The following is a 14,912-nucleotide window of genomic DNA, read 5'->3' as shown; positions in this document are numbered from 1 at the left end:
GTTCGCGGTACCGGGGTCCGGCCGGTCGACGCCGCGGTGCGGCGGGTACTCCGCCACCACGGCGGTCACGTCGTCGAGCCGGACCGCCATCCGGTCCAGGGCCCGGGACTCGTCGCGGACCCGCGCGGCGGCCTCCGCCCGGCGCACGGACGGCGCAGCTGTGCCCACACGGTGTCCACGGGCCCACCCACGCCCCTGGGCCCGGCCAGCAACCCGCCGTCCCATAGAATGAGAGAGCAGTTCCACTGTATGGACTCTACGGTGCAGGCTGACGTCGTGGACACCTACACGCACGGGCACGCCGAACCGGTCCTGCAGTCCCACCGCTGGCGGACGGCGGAGAACTCGGCGCCCCACCTCCTCCCGCACCTGCGCCCCGGGCTGGACCTGCTCGACGTCGGCTGCGGCCCCGGCACCATCACCGTCGACCTCGCCACCCACGTGGCGCCGGGCCGGGTGGTCGGCCTGGACCTGTCCCCGGCGCCGCTCGCGGAGGCGCGCGAGCTCGCCGCCCGGACCGGTGCCGCCGCGACCTTCACCGTGGGCGACGTCTACGCCCTCGACGCGCCGGACGACGCCTTCGACGTCGTGCACGCCCACCAGGTGCTCCAGCACCTCACCGACCCGGTCGCCGCGCTGCGCGAGATGGCGCGGGTCTGCCGGCCGGGCGGGCTGGTCGCCGTCCGGGACGTGGACTACGCGACGTTCACCTGGTTCCCTGCCGACGCGGGCCTGGACCGGTGGCTGGAGGTCTACTACGGCGTCGCGCGGCGCAACGCCGCCGAACCCGACGCCGGTCGCCGGTTGTTGGCCTGGGCGCACGCCGCGGGGCTGCGGGACGTCACGGCGACGACGTCGTCCTGGTGCTACGCCTCCCCGGACGAGCGCGAGTGGTGGGGGAACTCCTGGGCGGGGCGCGCGACGGCGTCGTCCTTCGCCGAGCAGGCGGTGGCCTACGGCCTGGCCACGCCGGTCGAGCTCGAGGAGGTCGCCGCGGCGTGGCTGCGCTGGGCAGCCGCGGACGACGGCTGGCTCGGCATGATGCACGGCGAGCTGCTCATCCGCGTCTGAGTCGCCACCCCCGGTCGAGGTCGCGCGATCCCGCACGGCCGGTGCGAGATCGCACGACCTCGACGGGGAGGGGTCAGCGCTCCCGGCGGGCGGCGTTGGCCCGGATCGCGTCGCTGACGTACTGCGCCAGTCCCGGCGCGATCCGCTCGTAGTGCGCGGTGAACCGCTCGTCCTCGACGTACATGCGTCCGAGACCGGCGTGGATCTCCAGCGTGCAGTCGTAGAAGTTCCGGCTGATCTGCTGCCGGTGCTCCTCGGCGAGGTCCATCGCCGGCTCGGAGTCGGCGGGGACGCCCGCGCGCAGCGCCGCGGCGAACCGCGTCTCGACGTCCTCCCCCTCGCCCTTGACCCGGACCCAGTCGTCCTTGGTGTACGCGCGGGTCCGCCGCTGCGACTGGGCCCACGCCTCGGTGTCGCCCCACCTCTGTTCGGCCTCGGCCTCGTACTCCTCGGGCAGCCAGTCGCCGAACAGCTCGAACTTCTCCTGCGGGGTCAGGTCGATCCCCATGGCTCTCGCCTCCATCTCCTTCTCCACGGCCGCGACCATCGCCCGGGTCCGCTCCAGCCGGTCCTGCAGCAGCCGGTGCTGGCGGCGCAGGTGCTCGGCGGGGTCGGCCGACGGGTCGTCGACGAGCGTCGCGACCTCCTCGAGGGGGAAGCCGAGGTCGCGGTAGAGCAGCACCTGGTGCAGCCGGTCCAGGTCGGCCGGCGAGTACTGCCGGTAGCCGGTCGACGTGCGGCCGGACGGCGACAGCAGCCCGATGCGGTCGTAGTGGTGCAGCGTGCGCACCGTGACCCCGGCCAGGGCGGCCACCTCTCCCACGTTCACGGCGTCCTCCTCTCTGACGGGGACGAGTGCACAGCCTGACGTCGCGTCAGGGTCAAGCACGATGTCGGCAGGATGCGGCAGGGTGCCCGGCCATGGACGAGAAGGCGACCCTGCACTCCTATCTGCGGATCCGCCGCGCCGACCTGCTGAGCAAGCTCGACGGCCTCGACGAGTACTCCGTCCGGCGGCCGATGACCCGCACCGGCACCAACCTGCTCGGCCTGGTCAAGCACGTCGCGTACGTGCAGCTCGGTTACTTCGGGGAGGTGCTCGGCCGGCCGAGCGGCGTTCCCGACCCCTGGGAGAGGGAGGGCGCCGAGGACGACGCCGACATGTGGGCGACCGCGGGGGAGACCCGCGCGGACGTCGTGGCGCTGTACCGGTTCTCCGCCGCGCACGCCGACGCCACCATCGCGGCCCTGCCGCTGGACGCCGTCGGTGAGGTGCCGTGGTGGGCGGAGGAACGGCGGCACCCGACACTGCACACCCTCCTGGTGCACGTGTGCGTCGAGATCTCCCGGCACGCCGGGCACGCCGACGTCGTCCGGGAGCTCATCGACGGCGCGGTGGGCATGAGCGCGGCCAATCCCAATCTGCCCGAGCGCGGCGACGCGGAGTGGGCGGCCTTCCGCGACCGCATCGAGGCGGCCGCGCGGGAGGCGGCGGGCCGGCAGGTCTGACGCGCGGCCGGCCGCAGAGGAGGCGCCGCACCGGGCCCGACGGGTGGCCCCCCGGGGGATGGGTGAGGATCGCGGGCATGGCCGCCGACGACGTCTCGCCCGAGGACCCCTTCCCCCGCAAGCGTGTCCGGGTGGACCGGCGGGCCGACGGCACCCTCGAGATGGCCTACGTCGAGGTGGGCCAGGGGGACCCGATCCTGTTCCTGCACGGCAACCCGACGTCGTCCTACCTGTGGCGCAACGTGATCCCGCACGTGCAGCACCTGGGCCGCTGCCTGGCTCCGGACCTCATGGGCATGGGGGAGTCGGACAAGCTGCCCGACCCCGGGCCGGGCACCTACTCCTTCGCCACCCACGCGGGGTTCCTGGAGCGCTTCCTCGACCAGGTGGGTGCCACCGAGCGGGTCACCGTCGTGGCGCACGACTGGGGCTCCGCGCTCGGCTTCGACTGGGCGCACCGGCACCCCGGCGCGGTCCGCGGCCTGGCCTTCACCGAGGCGATCGTCACCCCGCTGACCTGGGCGGACTGGCCGGCGCAGTCGAGGAACATCTTCCGCACCATGCGCGGGGCGGACGGACCGGCGGCGGTGCTGGGGAAGAACGTCTTCGTCGAGCGGTTGCTGCCCGCCTCGGTCGCCCGCGGGCTGAGCCCCGAGGCCCACGAGCGGTACCGGCAGCCGTTCGGGGCCCCCGGGGACCGCTGGCCGACGCTGGAGTGGCCCCGCCAGATCCCGATCGAGAACGTGCCCCCGAAGGTCCGGGACGTCGTCGCCCGGTACGGGCAGTGGCTGCGCACCAGCGACGTGCCGAAGCTGTTCCTCAACGCCGACCCGGGGTTCCTGCTGGTCGGCCGGCCGCGTGCCTTCGTGCGCAAGTGGGCGGCGCTGACCGAGGTGACCGTGCCCGGGGCACACTTCGTGCCCGAGGACTCCCCGCACGAGATCGGCCGGGCGCTCGCCGACTGGATCCCCACGCTGCGCTGACGCCGGTTCACGCCGGCTGGGCCTCCGCCTCCGCGACGGTGGGGACGACGCCGGCGGTGCCCGGGAACGACCGGTTGCTGAACGCCCGCATCTCCGGACCCCAGCGCCGCATCGCCGAGCGGTGCGGGTCGGTCCGGACGAAGGCGGCCATCGCGGCCGGGTCGTCCCACCACGACACGGTGGTGAAGTGGCGAGCCAGGGGTCGCGCCCGGAGGAACAGCGAGCGCGCCCCCGGCGACCGCATGGCCTGCTTCCGGATGGCGAGTGAGTCGCGCAGGAAGGCCGGGACGTCGCGGAAGCGGCGCAGGTGCAGTTGGGTGAGCACGACGACGCCCGGGCTGCCACCGACGGCATCGGCCTGCCACGGCAGATCGGGGATGAGTGGCACGGCGGCCTCCTTTACGGTTGTAAAGTGTGAGGCTAGGCCGGGGCTAAACGTATGTAAAGTGACTTTGTGCCCCCACGGAACCCCGGTCGGCTGCGCGCCGATCTCGTCGCCGCCGCCGCCGAGCTGATCGAGCGCACCGGCTCGGTCGAGGCCGTGACGCTGCGCGCGGTCGCCCGCGAGGCCGGGGTCACCGCGCCTGCGGTGTACGGGCACTTCACCGACCTCGGCGCCCTCGTCGAGGCCGTCCTGGAGGAGGGCTTCCTGGCCCTGCGGGCGTCGATCGACGCGGCGGTCGCCGGGATCGACGACCCGGTGGAGCGGCTCGTGGCCGGCTGCCGGGCCTACGTCACGGCCGGCCTCGCGGCGCCGGCCCGCTACCGGGCGATGTTCCGGCAGGGAGAGGTCCCCGGCGGTCGGGTCGCCTTCGACGTGCTCACCGACGCCGTCGCCGCCTGCCAGGAGGCCGGGCGCTCGGCGAGCCGGGACGCCCGCGGGGACGCCGTCCTCGTCTGGACGGCGCTGCACGGGGTGGTGACGCTGCGGGCCGCGGGGGTGGCGGCCGTCGACCTCGACGGCCGGCTGCGCGCACTGGTCGGCCGGCTGGCGCTGGTGCGGACCGAGGTGTCAGGCGGGGACGGCGCGGGCTGAGCGCCGCCGGCTCTTGATGCGGTACATCGCCGCATCGGCGGCGGCCAGCGCGGTGTCGGGGGTGTCGTCGGGGGTGCACAGCGCGACGCCGACGCTCACGCCCACCCGGTGCTCGGTACCCCGGCTGCTGCGCAGGGGGATGTCGAAGGCGGCATCCATCCGATCGGCGACCTCCTGCGCGGCCTCCTCCGAGGGCACGCCCGGGCACAGGACGACGAACTCGTCGCCACCCACCCGGGCCACCGTGTCGCCGGGACGGACCGCGCCGGTGAGCCGCTCGACCGCCCGCACCAGGACCTCGTCGCCGACGGCGTGCCCGGCCGCGTCGTTGACCGGTTTGAAGCCGTCGAGGTCGCAGAAGAGGACGGCGAGGGAGACCGGGGACCGCCGGCCGGGCGGCAGCAGCTGCTCCAGCCGGTCGAGCAGCAGGCTGCGGTTGGGCAGGCCGGTGAGCGGGTCGTGCAGGGCCGCCCGGCGCAGCGCCTGCTCCAGCTCCCGCTGGGCGGTGACGTCGGCCATGGCGATGACCGCGCCGAGCAGCTCGCCGTCCTCCCCGCGGACCTCGCAGCCGGAGGTGGAGAGCAGCCGGCCGGCCCGCCCGACGGGGGCGATGCGGATCTCGACGTCGCTGATGCGGCGCTCGGCGAAGGCGCGGGCGAGCGGCACCTCGTGCGGCTCGAGGAGTCGGCCGGCCGGGTCGGTGAGGGAGAAGACGGACGCGAGGTCCCCGGGCGCGATGTCGGGCTGGGCGTCCAGGCCGTGCCACCGGCGGCTGACCTCGTTGAACAGGCTCAGGCGACCCTCGGCGTCGGCGGCCACGACCCCGACGGGCAGCGCGTCCAGCAGTGCCCGGACGAACGCCTCGGACCGGGTCAGCTCGGCGTGCGCCTGCTCGGCCTCGCGGCGGGCGATGGTGGTGGCGGCGGCGACGTCGGCCAGCTGGCGGAGGGCGCGGCGCCGTACGAAGACCCCGACGATCACGGCGGCGAGGTCGCCGAGGCGGTCGCGGTCGTCGTCGGTGAGGGCGTGCGGGCGGTCGTCCATCACGGCCAGCGTCCCGACGGTGACGCCGTCGATGACGAGGTGGGCGCTGGCGTAGCCGCGGAGCCGGCTGCGGCGACCGTCCACCCACGGGTTGGTCGCGAAGCGCGGGTGGGCGGCGAGGTCGTCGAAGGCGTACACGCCCGGTTCCCACCCGGCCAGCACGGCGCCGACCGAGGAGTTCCCCGGCGCTGACCCACCGGGGAAGCCGTGCGGGGACAGCTGGCGCTGGTCCTCGCCGTCGAGCAGGTGCACCGTCGCGTACGGCATCCCGGTCAGGGCGGCGGCCACGCGGACGACGCCGTCCACCTCGGGGTCGCAGCGGACGTCGAGGACCTCCAGCTCGCGCAACAGCGCGGCGCGCTCCGCGGCACGCCCACCTGCCGGCTCGGTCACGGGTCCACGGCTCCTCGGCGTCGTCCTGACCGGACGGCGCCTCCGGCCGTCCTGCTGTCTCATCGACGCCCCCGGCGATCCGGTTGAGCCGCCGGTCCGGCACCTCCCCCGGACGGGGTGGTCTCGGATCAGGAGGTCAGCGTGCGCACCGTCTCGACGGCCGCCACGACCGCGAACACCAGGAACAGCAGGGCCGCCACCCGGCGGATGAGGGCCACCGGCAGGCGGTCGGCCAGCTTCTTGCCGAGGAAGACCGCCAGCCCGGAGACGGTGAGCAGCGCGGCCCACGCGCCGATGAACACCGACACGGGGTCGTCCAATCGGGCGGCGAGCCCGGCCGTGGCCAGCTGCGAGAGGTCGCCCCACTCGGCGGCGAACAGCACGCCGAAGGAGATCGCCGCCGCCCGCAGGAACGACGTCTGCTCCCGCCGCTCGGCGGCCTCCCCGGCGTCCTCCGGCCCGCTGCGCGCGCTGCGCCACAGCAGCACCGCGCCGACCAGGAACAGCACCGCCACCACGCCGCTGACCAGCGGCCCGGGCAGCAGCGAGAGCAGGCTGCCGGCGGTGACGGCGATGGCCACCTGCACGCCGAACGCCGCCCCCACGCCGACGAAGACCGGCAGCGGAGCGAACCGGGTGGCCAGGACCAGGCTGGCGAACAGCGTCTTGTCCGGCAGCTCGACGGGCAGGACGAGTACGTACGCGGTCGCGATGACCGTCAGGGACAGCACGGGGGACTCTCTTCCGCTCGGCACTGCCGGGCGGGGCGCGGGCAGTCCATTCCGGTGCTCCACGGTAGCTGAGCCCCCTCCGGGAACCCGCGTGCGGGCGGGACGGCGCGGCGCTACCGTCCCGGCATGCCGTTCCGTTGACCCCCGTCCCCGGATCCCCTCCCGCCCGCGGCCCGGCCCCTGGCCCGGCTGGCGGTCGGCTGGGCTGCCCTGTCGGAGCTGGTGCCCTACTACCCGCTCTACGCGCTGCTGTTCCTCGACACCGGGCTCACCGGTGCGCAGGTCTCGGCGCTGTTCGCCGTCTGGTCGGTCACCGGGCTGCTGACCGAGGTGCCGGCCGGCATCCTCGCCGACCGGTGGTCGCGCCGCGGCGTCGTGGTGCTCGGCGGCGTGCTGCAGGCGGCCGGCTTCGCCGTGTGGACGGCGGCCCCCGCGACCGCGGCCTTCGCCGTCGGGTTCGTGCTGTGGGGCGTGTCCTCGGCGCTGGTGTCCGGCGCGGCCGAGGCGCTGGTCTACGACGGCCTGACCGCGGTCGGCGCGGCCGGGTCCTACGCCCGGGTCAACGGCTGGATGACCGCCGCCGAACTGCTCGTGCAGGTGCCGACGGCGATCGCGGCCAGCGCGCTGTTCGCCGTCGGCGGCTACCCCCTGGTCGGCTGGGTCAGCGTGGGCGTCAGCCTGGCCGCCGCCGCGCTCGCGCTGCGCCTCCCCGAGGTCCGGCACGCGGCGGACGACGGCGAGGACGAGGTGCCGCTGCGGCAGGGACTGGCGGAGACGCTGCGCCGTCCGGGGCTGCGGCTCACCGTCCTGGCGGTCGCCCTGCTCGGCGGCCTCGACGCGATGGAGGAGTACTTCCCGGTGCTGGCCGGCGGCTGGGGGGTCCCGACCGCCGCCGTCCCGTTCGCGGTGCTCGCCGCCTCGCTGGCGGGCGCCCTGGGCGGCGCGCTGGCCGGTCGCGCCGAGCGGCTGCCCGACCGCGCGCTGCCCGCGCTGCTGGTGCTCGCCGGCCTGCTGCTGCTGGTGTCGGCGGGCTGGGCGCGGCCGGCGGCGCTGGTCGCGCTGAGTGCCGCCTACGGCCTCTACATCGCGGTGCTCGTCGTCGGTGAGGCGCGGCTGCAGCACCGGATCACCGGGCCGCACCGGGCGACGGTGACGTCGGTGGCCGGGCTCGGGGTGGAGCTCGCGTCGTTGCCGGTGTTCGCCGCGTGGGCGCTCGGCGGCCTGGGCGGGGTGGCGGTGGTGGTCCTCGCCGTCGTCCCGGTGGTGGCGGCCGGCCTGCGGAGCAGGCTCGGCGCGGTCAGGTGACCGGGTGGGCGGCCTCGGCGGCGGCGGTGGCCGCCCGCAGCACCTCCTTGACCGGCAGCTGCCGGTCGCGGGCCAGGGCAGCGACGTCGTCGAACTCCACGCTGACGTTGACCAGCCGCCCGCGGTCGCGGGCCAGCTTGACCCCCACCCGGCCACCGAGCACCTCGACCGACGCGGCGGCGCGCTCCAGCGCCACCTTGCCCACCGGCACGACCCGCAGTCCGATGGTGGACGTCGTCGCGAACACCGCGGCCTGCACCGCGGCGACGGCGGCGGGCGGGCACAGCGCCGACAGCGTGTGCGACGGGCGCCCCTTCTTCATCAGGATCGGGGTCAGCCAGGCGTCCGAGGCGCCGGCGGCCAGCAGCGTCTCCAGCACCCCCGGCCACAGCCGGGGGTCGAGGTCGTCGACGTTGGCCTCGAGCACGACCGTCGTCGCCGGGGTGGGCGCCTCGGGTTCGCCGAGCACCAGCCGGACGACGTTGGGCAGCTGCTCCGGGTCGCGGGCGCCCGCGCCGACGCCGACCCGCCGCACCCGCATAGCCGGCAGCGTCGTCCACTCCTCCACCCGCGCCGCGAGCAGCGCGGCGCCGGTCGGGGTGCAGGTCTCGGCCGGCACCGGGCCGGCGTGCACGGGCACCCCGGCCAGCAGCTCGAGCACCGCGGGCGCCGGGACGGGCACCACGCCGTGCGCGCTGCGCGCCGAGCCGCTGCCCAGCGCCACGGAGGAGGCGGTCAGCCGCGTCAGGCCGAGGTGCTCGAACGCGGCGACCACGCCGACGACGTCGGCGAGCGCGTCCAGCGCCCCGACCTCGTGGAAGTGGACGGCGTCCGGGGCGACCCGGTGCACCCGCCCCTCCGCGACCGCCAGCCGCTCGAAGACGGCGAGGGCCCCCGCCCGCACCGCCGGTGCCAGGTCGGCGCGGGCCAGCAGTTGCCGCACGTCGGCCCAGGTGCGGTGGTGGGCCGACGGCGGCGCGGACACGTGCACCCGGGTGGCGCCCAGCCCGTGCCGGGTGACCTGCTCGGTGGTCAGCCGGACCGGCTCGACCGGCAGCGCGGCGACCGCGGCCGCCGGGACGTCCAGCGGCACGCCGGCGTCCACGAGGGCACCCAGCAGCAGGTCCCCGGATGCACCCGCGGCCAGGTCCAGCCAACCGATCACCGGGCGATCATCCCCTGCGCTGAGCCGCCGTTGATCATCGGCGGGTGGCGGCCCGCCACGCCGAGGCGACCGGCCACCCGACGATGATCAACGGAGGAGGGTCAGCCGCGCCGGGTCCTGCGGGCGATCCGCGCGGCGAAGACGCCGGCGGAGTGGCCGTTGTCGATGTTGCTGACCACGACACCGGGTGAGGCCGAGTTGAGCATGGTGAGCAGCGCGCTGAACCCGCCGAACGAGCCGGGCTGCCCGGTGGAGGTCGGGACGGCGACGATCGGCACGTCGGTCATCGCGCCGACCAGGCCGGCGAGGGAGGCATCCATCCCCGCGACGACGACCAGGCAGTCGACGTCGTCGAGCAGGGAGCGGTCGGTGAGCAGCGGCCGCAGCCGGTTGCCCCCGACGTCGTCCACCCGCACCACCTCGGTGCCCGTGACCCGGGCGGCGAAGGCGGCCTCGGCAGCCACGGGCAGGTCGCCGCCGGCGCCGCAGAGGACGCCGATGCGGCCGGCGGGGTCGGGCAGCGGGCCGACCGCCGCCGACATCGCCGCGGCGTCCACGGTCGTGTAGGCGTCGTGCTCGCTGGCCAGCGCGACGAGGGTCTCGGCGGTCGCGCGCACGACCACGGCTGGCCGGTCGGGGAAGTTCCGGCGGGCCTCGCGGACCAGCGCCAGGACCTGCTCGGTGCCGCGGCCGGTGGCCCAGATGACGTCGGGTTCGGCGGGCGCATCGTGGCGAGGGGCGGCGGGCGGCGGTGCGGGCTCCGCCGGGTGGGCGGCGACCGGCGGGACCGGGCCCAGCGCGGGCTCCAGTGGACTGCCCAGGCCGAGGGGTGGGTCGACGGGCTCGACGAGGAGGGGGGCGAAGCCGCCGGGGTCGCCGGCCGGGTCGTCCAGCGGGGAAGGCTGCACGGCAGGGACCCTAGGCGCCGGGACGGCCGGCTCCCGGGTACCGGCCGGGGTCGTGTCGTCCCCTCCGGACCCGTCCGTCACAGCCGTCGCAGGAGGTGTCGACGGGCCGAAGAGGGCGTCGAGCGGGCTGTCGCCGGCGCGGGTCTGGGTCTTCGCCGAGAGCCGGACGACGCGGTTCCGGCCGCTGCGCTTGGCGTCGTACAGGACCCCGTCGGCGGCGGCGAACAGGGTGCGGCGGTCGTCACCGCGGGTCGCCGAGGCGATGCCGACGCTGATGGTCACGGGGAGTTCCACGCCCCGACCCGCCCAGTCGTACGCGGCGACCGCCCGCCGGGTGCGCTCCAGCGCCCGCTCGGCCTGCTCGGCGGTCGTCTCCGGCAGCAGGACGACGAACTCGTCCCCGGCCCAGCGGCACACCTCGTCGGTGTCCCGCACGCCGGCGATCAGCAGCTCGCCGACGGTGCGCAGCACCGCGTCCCCGGTCGGGTGCCCGGCGGTGTCGTTGACCTCCTTGAACCGGTCCACGTCGACGACGGCCAGGGCGGGGACGGCGCCGGAGGAGAGCAGGACGTCCAGCCGGGCCTCGGCGTAGCGCCGGTTGGGCAGGTGGGTGAGCGGGTCCTCGTAGGCCTGCCGGCGCAGCTGCCCGGCGGCCCGCTCGGTCTCCAGCAGGCTCTTGCGCCGGCCGAACAGCTCCACCCAGCGGGTGCGCCGCTCGTCCACGCGGTCCAGCTCGTCGGCGAGGTAGGCCTGCAGGTAGGGGAGCGCGCGGCCGGCGTCGTCCAGCTCCGAGTGCAGCGTGCACAGCTCCCGCAGCGCGGCCCGGCGCAGCCGCGGCAGCCCGTGCTCGGTGGCGACGGCCAGCGCCCGGGCCAGCTGCTCGTCGGCGCCGCGGCCGTCACCCTGGCGGCGCAGCGCGCGACCCAGCGCCAGCAGCGCGGCCGACAGCAGGGCGCGGTCACCCTCGGCGGCGGTGACCCGGACGGCGGTGCGCAGCGGTGCGGCGGCTGCGGCGTGCTCCCCGAGGCCGACCAGCGCCCAGCCGTGCACCACCTGGGCGGCGACGACCGCACCGGCCGCCTCGGGCGGGAGCAGGGCCAAGGCGCGCTCGGCGAGCTCCCGGGCCTCGGCGAAGTGCACGGCCGCGACCTCGGGGACGCCGTCGTCCAGCAGCGCCTCGCCGAGCTCGGCGCACAGCTCGCCCAGGCGGGTGGCGGTCCGGGCGACGAGCACGTCGGGCCCGTCGGCGTCGGACGGGAGCTCCGGCGCCGGGACCGCCGCGGCGGCCTCGTGCGCCCGCCGCTGGTAGTCCAGCGCGAGCGGCATGAGCTCGAGGTCGGCGAGCACCGCGGCCAGCGTGCCGAGGGTGTCGATCAGCAGCGCGGACGGCGGCAGCGTCGAGTCGAGCAGGCTGGCCGCCTCGACCGCCTCGTCCATCGCGGCGTCGATGCGGCGCGAGAGCAGCTCGATGCGGGCGTGCCGGGCCAGGCCGGCGGCGCGCTGCAGGTCGTCGTCGCTGGCGTCGAACGCGGCCTTCGCCGAGCGCACGAGCGCGATCGCCAGCGCTGCGCGGGACGCCGACTCCGCCCGCGGGTCGCCGTCCACCGCCGTCCCGGAGCCGGTCGGGGCGCCGTCGAGGAGTCCGGCCACCCCGGCGTGCAGGTCGAGGGCGGGCGGGCTCCCGGTGCCGTGCGGTGGCTCCACCGGGTCGCCGACGACGGTGAAGCCGGCGACCCGCAGCCGGCGCACCAGCAGCTCGGCGCGCAGCGTGTCGGCCCAGGCGCGGCCGAGGGTGGCCGGCGCATCGTCGGCGGGGGAGGCCTCGTAGGGCGAGATGTCGGTCTCGACGTCGGCGAGGAGCTCCTCGGCGTCGTCGAGCTGCCAGTTCGTCAGGGCGGCGGTCACCCGTTGGTGCAGGGTTCCCGGTGGCACGAGCGCACTGTGCACGGCGTCCCGCGCCGAGTCGAGCACCGGCCGGGGGGCGCGCCGACGGTTGTGCCCCCCGTCGTCCGTTTCGTCACAGCCGTCCCACCCGGCCTGCGCGCTCACGGTGCCCCCTCGCACGGTGCGCGCCCGCCGGGGGCCCGCACGCGGTTGCGGCCGCTGCGCTTGGCGGTGAACAGGTGCAGGTCGGCGGTGTCGAAGAGCGAGCGCCACCCGAACGGCCCCTCGCCGGCGCCCGCCTCGGTCGCGACCCCGATGCTCACGGTGACCGGCTCGGCGAGCTGCAGGTCCCCCCAGTCGGCGGCGGCGACGGCCGCCCGCAGCCGGTCCATGGCGACCAGCGCCTGGCTCTCGGTGGCCGTCGGCAGGACGACGAGGAACTCGTCGCCGGCCCAGCGGTACACCTCGTCGCCGGTGCGGCTGTGCTCGAGCAGCAGCCCGGCCACCCGCCGCAGCACCTCGTCGCCGTGCGTGTGGGAGGTGTCGTCGTTGACCTCCTTGAACCGGTCCACGTCCACCACGGCCAGCGACAGGGGCTCGTCGCCGAGCCGCAGACTGCTCAGCCGCCGCTCCGCGCTGCGCCGGTTGCCCAGGCCGGTGAGGGGGTCCTCCATCGCGTGCCGGCGCAGGACGGCGGTCTGCCGCTCGGCCTCCCGCAGCCGGCTGCGCCGGACGAACATCTCCGCCCACAGCTCCCGGCCGCGCGCGTGCGCCCGCCCGGTGTCGGCGCGGTAGGCCTCCAGCCAGTGCAGCGCCTCGGCCGGCCGGCCCATCGCCGCGGTGCTCTGCCCCAGCTCCAGCAGGCACTGCCGGTAGCGCCGACGGTCCCCGGTCGCGGCGAAGGCCCCGGCGGCGTCCACGAGCAGGTCGGTGGCCTCGGCGCCGTGCCCACCGCCGGCCTGCGACTGCGACAGGCGGGTGAGCAGGCGGGCCAGGACCAGGTCGGTGTACCCGCGCAGCCAGATGCCGCCGTCGCGGTGGACCCGCCGGTGCGCGCTCCGCAGTGGGCCGAGGGCGTCGTCGAGGTCGCCGCGGCAGGCCAGCCCCCAGGCCTGGACGACGTCCAGGAGGCTCTGCTCGGCGGGATCGGGCTCCCAGTCCAGCGCGCGGGCGGTCTGCGCGCACTCGACGGCGACGTCGGCCAGTTCCCGCGAGCGGTCGGTGTCGCCGCGCCGGTGCAGCGTCTGCGCCAGCTCGGCGTGCTGCTGGGCGCACAGCTGCAGCAGCCGCCACTGGTCGGCCAGGTCGGGCAGCGCCGCGGCGACCCGGTGCCCGGACAGCGCCTGGGCGACCGCCAGCTCCTCCAGGTCCAGCGCGGTGAGCGTCAGCGACAGCCACTGGTGGGCCTGGTGCAGCTCCCGCGACGGCCCGCCGACGCCCGGGCTCTCCGCGATCAGGCTCGCGTCGATCGCGGTGAGCATCGCGGCGTCGAAGTGGTCGGAGGCGACCTCCACGTGGGCCAGGTAGGCCAGTGTCAGCGCCGTCCGGGCGTCGGGTGGGCACCGGATCAGCGCGTCCCGGGCGGCCCGCACGCCGGCCGCGGCGGCCTCCCGGTCGCCCTCGAGGAGGCTCCGCCGTGCGGCGAACGCGTGCCGCCAGGCCGTCCAGAGCGGTTCGGTGGCGGCGACCAGGACGGGCTCGACCCGGTCGTGCTCGGCGGTGAAGCGGGTGGGGTCGTCGTCGTCGCTGGCCGCCAGCAGGCACCAGAGCGCGTCATCGAGCTCACCCTCGACGAGGCGGTCCGGGCCGGCGGTCACGCATCCCTCCATCGACGGGTCAACGACCGGTGCGGTCGTCGGGTGCGGGGAGTGACGCAGCTCTCCCGGGTGGGGCGAACGCTCCGGTCCGACCGCACTACCCTCGTCGGATGCCTGCGATGCCCCGGACGCAGCCCCCGACGCGCTTCGCCTATCTCGGGCCCGAGGGTACCTTCGCCGAAGCCGCCCTGAGCAGCGCCGTTCCCCCGGGCGAGGGGTCCCGGCAGCCCGCCGCGAGCGTCCCCGCCGCGCTCGCCGCCGTCCGGTCCGGGGAGGCCGACGCGGCGTTGGTGCCGATCGAGAACTCCGTCGAGGGTGCGGTGCCGGCGACCATGGACGCGCTGGCCGACGGCGACCCCCTGCTGATCACCCGCGAGGTGTTCCTGGCGGTCTCCTTCGTCCTCGCCGTCCGGCCGGGGACCGAGCTCGCCGCCGTCCGCAGTGTCGCCAGCCACCCGCACGCGCTCGCGCAGACCGCTCGCCGGCTCGCCGAGCTGCTGCCCGGCGTCGTCCCGCTGCCGGCGACGTCCACGGCCGGGGCGGCCCGGCAGGTCGCCGACGGCGAGGTCGACGCCGCGGTCTGCGCGCCGATCGCCGCCCAGCGGTACGGGCTGGCCCCCCTCGTCGAGGACGTCGCCGACCACCCCGGCGCGGTCACCCGCTTCGTGCTCGTCGCCCCGCCCGGGCCGCTGCCCGCCCCGACCGGCAACGACAAGACCTCGCTGGTCGCGGTGGTCGGTGACCGCACCGGCGCCCTGCTGGAGCTGCTGCGCGAGTTCTCCGTCCGCGGGATCAGCCTGACCCGGATCGAGTCGCGCCCCACGCGGGAGCGCCTGGGCGTGTACTCGTTCTCCCTCGACTGCGAGGGCCACGCCGCCGACGCCCGGGTGGGGGAGGCGCTGGCCGGCCTGCACCGGGTGTGCGACGACGTCCGCTTCCTCGGCTCGTACCCGCGGGCCGACGGCCGGGAGAACAAGCCGGTGCCGCCGACCGCCGCCGACGACGCCTTCGCCGAGGCCGCCGGCTGGCTGCAGGCCGTGCGCGAGGGCCGCGCCTGAAGGCCCCG

Annotated in this window: 13 protein-coding genes; 6 read left to right on the top strand and 7 right to left on the bottom strand. The window is 76.3% G+C overall.

Annotated elements, in window-relative coordinates; all coding sequences use genetic code 11:
• Positions 1–261: 261 nt before the first annotated feature.
• On the top strand, positions 262–1,071 hold the full coding sequence (locus CRP39_RS23240) for a methyltransferase domain-containing protein (protein WP_245854063.1): 810 nt from the start codon (positions 262–264) through the stop codon (positions 1,069–1,071).
• A gap of 73 nt (positions 1,072–1,144) precedes the next feature.
• On the opposite strand, the gene CRP39_RS23235 is transcribed toward CRP39_RS23240, so the two are convergent.
• The gene (locus CRP39_RS23235; RefSeq protein ID WP_097208758.1) at positions 1,145–1,900 is read right to left on the bottom strand and encodes a MerR family transcriptional regulator; all 756 of its coding nucleotides are present in this window, start codon (positions 1,898–1,900) and stop codon (positions 1,145–1,147) included.
• Between the two features lie 92 nt (positions 1,901–1,992).
• Between CRP39_RS23235 and CRP39_RS23230 the strand changes: the two genes are divergently transcribed.
• Together CRP39_RS23230 and CRP39_RS23225 are read left to right on the top strand one after the other, a co-directional pair.
• Positions 1,993–2,580, top strand: a complete 588-nt coding sequence (locus tag CRP39_RS23230; RefSeq protein WP_097208757.1) for a DinB family protein — start codon at positions 1,993–1,995, stop codon at positions 2,578–2,580.
• Positions 2,581–2,657: 77 nt separating this feature from the next.
• On the top strand, positions 2,658–3,563 hold the full coding sequence (locus tag CRP39_RS23225) for a haloalkane dehalogenase (protein WP_097208756.1): 906 nt from the start codon (positions 2,658–2,660) through the stop codon (positions 3,561–3,563).
• A gap of 7 nt (positions 3,564–3,570) precedes the next feature.
• On the opposite strand, the gene CRP39_RS23220 is transcribed toward CRP39_RS23225, so the two are convergent.
• Positions 3,571–3,951, bottom strand: coding sequence for a hypothetical protein (locus tag CRP39_RS23220; RefSeq protein ID WP_097208755.1), 381 nt, complete (start codon positions 3,949–3,951; stop codon positions 3,571–3,573).
• A gap of 66 nt (positions 3,952–4,017) precedes the next feature.
• Between CRP39_RS23220 and CRP39_RS23215 the strand changes: the two genes are divergently transcribed.
• A complete protein-coding gene (locus CRP39_RS23215; protein ID WP_097208754.1) occupies positions 4,018–4,599 on the top strand; it encodes a TetR/AcrR family transcriptional regulator in 582 nt (193 codons plus the stop codon).
• On the opposite strand, the gene CRP39_RS23210 is transcribed toward CRP39_RS23215, so the two are convergent.
• Together CRP39_RS23210 and CRP39_RS23205 are read right to left on the bottom strand one after the other, a co-directional pair.
• Positions 4,576–6,036, bottom strand: a complete 1,461-nt coding sequence (locus CRP39_RS23210; RefSeq protein ID WP_101811078.1) for a GGDEF domain-containing protein — start codon at positions 6,034–6,036, stop codon at positions 4,576–4,578. The genes CRP39_RS23215 and CRP39_RS23210 overlap by 24 nt on opposite strands.
• 128 nt (positions 6,037–6,164) lie before the next feature.
• Positions 6,165–6,767 carry a TMEM165/GDT1 family protein gene (locus CRP39_RS23205; RefSeq protein WP_245854062.1) on the bottom strand — a complete coding sequence of 201 codons (603 nt, stop codon included), beginning with the start codon at positions 6,765–6,767 and terminating at the stop codon, positions 6,165–6,167.
• 222 nt (positions 6,768–6,989) lie between these two features.
• On the opposite strand from CRP39_RS23205, the gene CRP39_RS23200 reads away from it, so the two are divergent.
• Positions 6,990–8,072, top strand: coding sequence for an MFS transporter (locus tag CRP39_RS23200; protein WP_097208752.1), 1,083 nt, complete (start codon positions 6,990–6,992; stop codon positions 8,070–8,072).
• Here CRP39_RS23200 and larC read toward each other — a convergent pair.
• The 3 genes from larC to CRP39_RS23185 form a co-directional block, all read right to left on the bottom strand.
• Positions 8,065–9,237 carry a nickel pincer cofactor biosynthesis protein LarC gene (gene larC, locus CRP39_RS23195; RefSeq protein WP_097208751.1) on the bottom strand — a complete coding sequence of 391 codons (1,173 nt, stop codon included), beginning with the start codon at positions 9,235–9,237 and terminating at the stop codon, positions 8,065–8,067. The genes CRP39_RS23200 and larC overlap by 8 nt on opposite strands.
• A 101-nt stretch (positions 9,238–9,338) precedes the next feature.
• Positions 9,339–12,077 carry a diguanylate cyclase domain-containing protein gene (locus CRP39_RS23190; protein ID WP_245854061.1) on the bottom strand — a complete coding sequence of 913 codons (2,739 nt, stop codon included), beginning with the start codon at positions 12,075–12,077 and terminating at the stop codon, positions 9,339–9,341.
• Between the two features lie 113 nt (positions 12,078–12,190).
• Positions 12,191–13,846: a GGDEF domain-containing protein gene (locus CRP39_RS23185; protein ID WP_097208750.1), complete on the bottom strand. Its 1,656-nt coding sequence runs from the start codon at positions 13,844–13,846 to the stop codon at positions 12,191–12,193.
• 110 nt (positions 13,847–13,956) lie between these two features.
• Between CRP39_RS23185 and pheA the strand changes: the two genes are divergently transcribed.
• Positions 13,957–14,904, top strand: a complete 948-nt coding sequence (gene pheA / locus CRP39_RS23180) for a prephenate dehydratase (RefSeq protein WP_245854060.1) — start codon at positions 13,957–13,959, stop codon at positions 14,902–14,904.
• Positions 14,905–14,912 lie beyond the last annotated feature (8 nt).

The organism is Geodermatophilus sabuli, from assembly GCF_900215145.1.
Taxonomy (GTDB): domain Bacteria; phylum Actinomycetota; class Actinomycetes; order Mycobacteriales; family Geodermatophilaceae; genus Geodermatophilus; species Geodermatophilus sabuli.
The sequence above is the reverse complement of the archived record's forward strand: the minus strand, read 5'-3'. Positions and strand labels throughout refer to the sequence as shown.

Excerpts from the sequence above, each read along its gene's own strand:
- CRP39_RS23230 (WP_097208757.1), top strand. The coding sequence starts at position 1,993 with ATGGACGAGAAGGCGACCCTGCACTCCTATCTGCGGATCCGCCGCGCC.
- CRP39_RS23225 (WP_097208756.1), top strand. The coding sequence starts at position 2,658 with ATGGCCGCCGACGACGTCTCGCCCGAGGACCCCTTCCCCCGCAAGCGT.
- pheA (WP_245854060.1), top strand. The coding sequence starts at position 13,957 with ATGCCTGCGATGCCCCGGACGCAGCCCCCGACGCGCTTCGCCTATCTC.